At 68.5% G+C, this 6,000-nt stretch carries 6 protein-coding genes and 1 pseudogene; 1 reads left to right on the forward strand and 6 read right to left on the reverse strand.

Annotated elements, in window-relative coordinates:
- Positions 1-7: 7 nt before the first annotated feature.
- Together NM2_RS41030 and NM2_RS41035 are read right to left on the reverse strand one after the other, a co-directional pair.
- Positions 8-454, reverse strand: a complete 447-nt coding sequence (locus NM2_RS41030; RefSeq protein WP_067681532.1) for a VOC family protein — start codon at positions 452-454, stop codon at positions 8-10.
- A 315-nt stretch (positions 455-769) separates the two neighbouring features.
- Positions 770-1,603 carry a helix-turn-helix transcriptional regulator gene (locus tag NM2_RS41035; protein WP_218026093.1) on the reverse strand — a complete coding sequence of 278 codons (834 nt, stop codon included), beginning with the start codon at positions 1,601-1,603 and terminating at the stop codon, positions 770-772.
- Positions 1,604-1,722: 119 nt separating this feature from the next.
- Here NM2_RS41035 and NM2_RS41040 point away from each other — a divergent pair, with 119 nt between their 5' ends.
- Positions 1,723-2,787 (forward strand): aldo/keto reductase, encoded by a 1,065-nt coding sequence (locus tag NM2_RS41040; RefSeq protein ID WP_067681508.1) that lies wholly within the window; start codon positions 1,723-1,725, stop codon positions 2,785-2,787.
- Between the two features lie 506 nt (positions 2,788-3,293).
- Here the strand turns inward: NM2_RS41040 and NM2_RS41045 are convergent.
- The 4 genes and pseudogenes from NM2_RS41045 to NM2_RS41060 all read right to left on the reverse strand — a co-directional run.
- Positions 3,294-4,025, reverse strand: coding sequence for a sirohydrochlorin chelatase (locus NM2_RS41045; protein ID WP_067681535.1), 732 nt, complete (start codon positions 4,023-4,025; stop codon positions 3,294-3,296).
- The gene (locus NM2_RS41050; RefSeq protein ID WP_067681511.1) at positions 4,022-5,236 is read right to left on the reverse strand and encodes a uroporphyrinogen-III synthase; all 1,215 of its coding nucleotides are present in this window, start codon (positions 5,234-5,236) and stop codon (positions 4,022-4,024) included. Before NM2_RS41050 ends, NM2_RS41045 begins: the two co-directional genes overlap by 4 nt.
- Positions 5,233-5,616, reverse strand: coding sequence for a nitrite reductase small subunit NirD (gene nirD, locus NM2_RS41055; protein WP_067681514.1), 384 nt, complete (start codon positions 5,614-5,616; stop codon positions 5,233-5,235). Before nirD ends, NM2_RS41050 begins: the two co-directional genes overlap by 4 nt.
- Before the next feature lie 101 nt (positions 5,617-5,717).
- A pseudogene (locus tag NM2_RS41060) lies at positions 5,718-6,000 on the reverse strand (nitrite reductase (NAD(P)H)); the annotation flags it as partial.

Here is a 6,000-nt window from a genome sequence, read left to right on the forward strand (position 1 = left end):
CGCGGGCTCAGCCGAGCTCGTGCGCCTCCCGCAGACCTTGCAGATCGATCTTGGACATGCCGTTCAGCGCCGCGCCCACCGCGTCGGCGTGCTCACCACCCAGCAGCAGCGGCAGTTCGGACGGGACCACCTGCCAGGACAGCCCGTACCGATCGGTCAGCCACCCGCAGGGGCCGGGCTTGCCGTCCGCGGTCAGGGCCGCCCACAGCTCATCGACCTCGTCCTGGCCGTCCACCACGACCTGGATGGACGCGGCGTCGGTGTGCGGATGCCCGGGACCGCCGTTGAGCAGCGTGACCGCGTGACCGGCCAGCTCGAGCGTCACGACGAAGACCGAGCCGTCCCCGCCGCGGGTGATGCCGGTGATGCGCGAATCCGGAACCACCGCGGTGTAGAACTCCGCGGCCTGCTCGGCTTCGCTGTCGAACCAGATGAAGGTGCTGACGCTGGTCATGATGTGCTCCTCTGCGTGAAGTGAACCTGCTGTCATCCTTCGGTCGGAGCCGCTCGGCCCGATTCGACATATCCTCGCCGATTTCCCGAAAAACTTTTCCCGAACGCCGCCCACCTCGCCCGTCCGAGACAGCAACCGGACCGCATCGACACCCGATATCAATGCGGCGACGCCACACTCACTCCTCGAGCACGTCGGTTCGGCAGGTTGTCCGTCCGATCCCGGGCACTGCCTGGCTCACCGAGTCGGGGCAGCAACCGCCCGCGTCGAGACTCGAAACGCGGGTGTCGACACGTCAGCTCGTGGGCCCGGCGCTCACTCCGCGCACAACCGGTCCAGCGCCGACTGACTGTCCTGGTCCGCGGCGCGATAGATCACCAGCCGCTGATCCGGATCCTGCATCGGCATCAGCACCTCGAACTGCACGGCCATCCGGCCGACCTCCGGATGCCGCAGCACCTTGGTGCCGCGGCCGTTGACCCGCACGTCGCGCTGATCCCACAGGGTCGCGAATTCCGTATCGGCCGCGATGAATTCGGCGATCAGCTCGGCCAGCACCTGATCCTCGGGATGGGCGGCCCAGGCCGCGCGCAGATCCGCGATCCCTTCGCGCAGAATGGTTTCGCGGTCGACGTAGAACCCGTCCCGCATCCGCGGATGCAGCAGGCACATCCACATCGAATTGCGCTGGCGCGGCGGCAATTTCTCGAAATCCACCAGTACGCGGGACATTTCGTGATTCCACGCCAGAATGTCGTAGCGGTGGTTGACCAGCATCGCCGGAAGCGGCGCGAGATCGGCCACGAGGCGGCCCAGCGCCGGATTCGCCGTGCTCGCGGGCTTGCCGGTCACGGGCGCGCGCTGCTGGGCCAGATCGAACAGATAGGCGCGCTCGTCCGGGGCCAGGCGCAACGCGCGGGCCAGCGCCTCGAGCACCTCGGCCGAGGGACGCAGGCCGCGGCCCTGTTCCAGACGCACCACATAATCGGTGCTGACCCCCGCCAATTCGGCGACCTCCTCGCGGCGCAGGCCCGGGGTTCGCCGGGACTGGCGACGCTGCGGCAGGCCGAAATCGCGCGGGTCCAGGCGCTCGCGCCGGGCTCGCAGAAAGGCGGCCAGTTCCTGGGTGGTGTCCACGGTGTGCGTCATCACCATCGATCCTACGGCCGGGTAGGACCGGCGTTCCTAGGCAAAACCTTCCCTTACCCACTCCCGTCCCGGGCAACAGACTGGTTCTCGACATCGGATCACGAGTACAGGAGAACAAGATGTCCCTCACCCTGGACACCTATCGGCTGCTGGGACGTTCCGGACTGCGGGTCTCGCCGCTGGCACTGGGGACGATGACCTTCGGCGCGGACTGGGGCTGGGGCGCCGATACCGACGACGCCCGCAAGCTGTTCGACCGCTACGTCGAGCTGGGCGGAAACTTCATCGACACCGCCAGCGTCTACACCAACGGCAGTTCCGAACGTCTGCTGGGCGAATTCACCCGCGACAACCGGGACAGCCTGGTGCTGGCGACGAAGTACACGATGCTGCGCAATCCGACCGATCCCAATTCCGGGGGCAACCACCGCAAGAGCATGGTCACCTCGGTGGAATCCAGTCTGCGACGGCTGAATACGGATTACATCGACCTGCTGTACCTGCACGCCTGGGATTTCACGACCCCGGTCGAGGAGATCCTGCGCGCGATGGACGATCTGGTGCGTCAGGGCAAGGTGCTCTACGTGGCGATCTCCGACGCTCCGGCCTGGCAGGTCTCGCGCATGCAGGCCATCGCCGATCTACGCGGCTGGTCACCGCTGGTCGGACTGCAGATCGAATACAGCCTGGTGGAACGCACCTCCGAGCGCGATCTCATCCCGATGGCCGCGGAGCTGGGGCTGGGCGTCATCCCGTGGTCGCCGCTGGCCAACGGCGTGCTCACCGGTAAATACAGCGCCGCCGACCTGGAGGGCGAGACGATCACCTCACCCGAGGGCTCCCGCAAGAGCGTCGCACTGGCGCAGGGTTCGCTGACCGAGCGCAGTCTACGCATCGCACAGGTCGTCCAGGAGGTAGCCGCCGATCTGGGCCGCACGCCCGCCCAGGTGGCCCTCGCCTGGACGCTGCAGAACCCGGCCGTCACCGCGCCGATCATCGGCGCGCGCACCCCCGACCAGCTCGAGGACAACTTCGGCGCGCTCGACGTCGAATTCGACGCCACCCATCTGGACCGCCTCGCCCAGGTCAGCGCCATCGACCTCGGCTTCCCGCACAATATGCTCGCCCGCGACATGACCCGCTCGGTCGTCCACGGCGATCTGAAGGTCCAGACCCGCGCCTGACCGGCACCCCTCGATCAGCGCCCGACGCAGGCTCCGCTACGGCCGAGTCCGCGTCGGGCGCTGCCCCATTCACCGAACTTCCGCTGAGCCCGCCCGGATGTGCCGGTTCTGTGCGGGCTGCTGACCACTGTGCCTGGTACTACACGCCCGGGCCATCGAGCAGGAGACCCCGGTGCGAAACCTCGGCCACACGGATCACACTGCACCACAGCACCATCCACGCACCCCGCGTCGGCGACCGATGGAGTTCGGCGCGACCGGCCCTGCAGCAGACACCGACTCCCGGTATCCGCACCCGCGACATCGCCGTGTGCCCGGCACTTCTCGGTCACCCGCAAGCGCCGACACGGGAGTACCGATGGCGCTGGACGCGACCGAACCGGCGGCAGACACCGACCCCCAGCAGCCACACCCGCGACATCACCCGCACCCGATACCTCTCGGTCACCCGCAAGCGCCGACACGGGAGTTCCCGAGCCCGCTCGGGAACTCCCGACGACAGGCGTTCAGGCAGCGGTGTGGAGCAGATCCCGGACGGCTGTGTGGTAGCGGTTCGCGAGCAGACGGACGACCGCAGGGTGGACGCCGATGGGTTCGGCGACGCCGTCCGCGCCTGCCTCGTGCAAGCGCTGGTGGAACAGGCCGTGGGCAAGCAGGTAGGAAGCGATGAACACTCGTCGTGAGCCTGATTCACGTAGTGCGGCAACGACTTCCGGAACTCGTGGCGATCCGGTGGCGACGTGGGCGACCTCGGCGGGGGTGTCCAATTGCTCGGACAGCAGGGCCGCGGCTCGCCGGACGTCGCGACGGGCTCGGGGGTCGGAGGATCCGGCGGCGGCGAAGACCACCGCATCGCCGGGACGCCAACCGGCCGTACGCAATCGCATGCGCATCACCCGTGCGAGGGCGACGTCGGGCCCCATGGCCGGGGTGACCGACACCGACGGATGGCCGCTCTCGGCGACCTCGCGCGGAACATCCTGGTACACATGGTATCCGGACGCCAGGAACGCCGGAACCACCACGGCCGGAACGGATCCCAGATCTCGTAGCACCTCCGAGGGCGCGGGGCCGAGGACGTCGACGAAGGCCGTGCGCACCCGGGGCAATGAGATGTCTTCGGGCGCAGCGGTTCCCCGTAGCTCGCGCGAAACCGCCTCGGCCAGATCCCCGATCATGCGCACACCGCGAGCACTTCTGGTGCCGTGCGCGACCAGCACCAGAGCGGGGACGCTCACCACACTCCCGCCAGCGGGGCCGGATGCGCCGGACGTCGCGGTACGGCGGATCCGGCGACGGGCTGACGCGGATTGTTGTCCACGCATTCGGCCGGATCCATGGCGAGCCGATAACCCCGTTTCACCACGGTCTGAATCACTTTCGGCGCACCGAGTCCGGCGCGCAACCGGGCGATCCCGGTCTCCACGGCATGGGTGTCCTCACCGCCGCCGGGCAGTGCGGCCAGCAGATCGCCCCGGGACACCACCCGGCCGGGCTGACGGGCCAACGCCCGCATCAGAGCCATCGGCGCGGGCGCGAGCTGACGTACCCCGCCGTCGACCACGACGCATCCACCGCGCACGCTGAGTTCGTGCCCGGCGGCGTGAATCCGGTTGGCGCGCCGGGGAAGTTCCTCCGCGACGTGCCGAGCCAGCGCACCCAACCGGGCCCGGCCCGGCATCGTGGTGCTCACGCCGAGTTCCTCGAGCGGTGCGGCGGTGATCGATCCCACGCAGGCGGCCAGCACCCTGGTCCGCATCGCGTGCAGCACCGCCTCGAGCAGCCCGGTTTCCTTGGCCCGCATGAGCATCGAGGCCACCGCGGGCGCACTGGTGAAGGTGACGCAATCCAGTCCGGCGGTGACGATCGACTCGATCATCCGGTCCATCGGGATCTGATCATCAGGCGGGATCCAGCGATACACCGGCACCGGCACGACATCGGCTCCCGCACAACGCAATACCTCGCAGAAGTCGGGCACCGGCTCCCATTCGGTGGTCGCGCCGTGCAGCTGCACCGCTACGCGCACACCCTCCACGCCCTCGGCGAGCAGGTGGTCGAGCACTTCGGCCGAGGACTCCGACGCCGGTGACCACTCCTCACGCAGTTCGGCGGCGCGGATGGCGCCCTTGGCCTTCGGGCCGCGGGCCAGCAGCCGGGTCGAGGCCAGCGTGGAACGCAGTTCCTCGGCCAGCCCCCAGCCCTCCGCGGCCTCCATCCAGCCGCGGAAGCCGATTCCGGTGGTGGCGACGGTGACTTGCGGTGGGTCGGCGACCAATTGCCTGGTGACTCGCTCCAATTCGGTGTCATCGGCCAGCGGAATGATCCGAATGGCCGGTGCGGCAACGATTGTCGCACCGCGACGGGTCAGGATCGTGGAGAGTTCGTCGGCGCGCCGGGCGGCGGTGACGCCGACGGTGAAGCCCTCCAGCGGGAGCTGTTCGTTCACGGGCAGTCCACGGGTTCATTGGATACCGACACCAGTCCATCGTCCACGCGGACCGCGTGCACCGGCAAGGCCGCGGTGGCGTCGTCCAGGCAGTGGCCGTCGACCAGTGAGAAAGCTTGCTTGAGCAGCGGCGAGGCCACCACCGGCACACCGGCGCGATCACCCACGATGCCGCGCGACATCACCGCGGCGCGACCGAACGGGTCGACGTTCCCGACGGCGTAGACGGTGCCGTCGGGCAGTAGAAACAGTGCGGCCTGTCGTCCGCCCCTGAGCAGCACGGCCACGCCTCGGCCGGGAATCAGCTGGTCGAGCCGGCAGGCCCGGGTCCAGCCGGCTGCCACGACAGAGGGATGTGCGGGTGTATCGATAACGGTCATCGGTAACTCTCCTCCGAACGCCTTACCTATTGGTACCGGCGGACTGTTTCCACGCGATTACGCGCCTATTTCCCATGCGTGGCGGCACTGCTGGTCCCGCCTCAGTGTGTGACCGGGATCTCCGGAATGCCCAGCAGCACCGGAACTTTGCGTTCCCCGGTGTCGTCGAACGAGATCGTCGGGTCGGCTTCGTCAGGGGCGTTGACGAAGGAGACGAACCGCGAGAGCTTGTCCGGATCCTCCAGAACCGCGGCCCATTCGTCCTTGTAACCGGCGACGTGGCGGGCCATGGCGGCTTCGAGGTCGGCGGCGATGCCGAGGCTGTCCTGGCACACGACCCGGCGCACGTGCTCGATACCGCCGTCCAGGGATTCCTGCCACGGG

This window comes from Nocardia miyunensis NBRC 108239 (assembly GCF_001613065.1).
GTDB lineage: Bacteria > Actinomycetota > Actinomycetes > Mycobacteriales > Mycobacteriaceae > Nocardia > Nocardia miyunensis.

Excerpts from the sequence above, each read along its gene's own strand:
- NM2_RS41030 (WP_067681532.1), bottom strand. The coding sequence starts at position 454 with ATGACCAGCGTCAGCACCTTCATCTGGTTCGACAGCGAAGCCGAGCAG.
- NM2_RS41035 (WP_218026093.1), bottom strand. The coding sequence starts at position 1,603 with ATGACGCACACCGTGGACACCACCCAGGAACTGGCCGCCTTTCTGCGA.
- NM2_RS41040 (WP_067681508.1), top strand. The coding sequence starts at position 1,723 with ATGTCCCTCACCCTGGACACCTATCGGCTGCTGGGACGTTCCGGACTG.
- nirD (WP_067681514.1), bottom strand. The coding sequence starts at position 5,616 with ATGACCGTTATCGATACACCCGCACATCCCTCTGTCGTGGCAGCCGGC.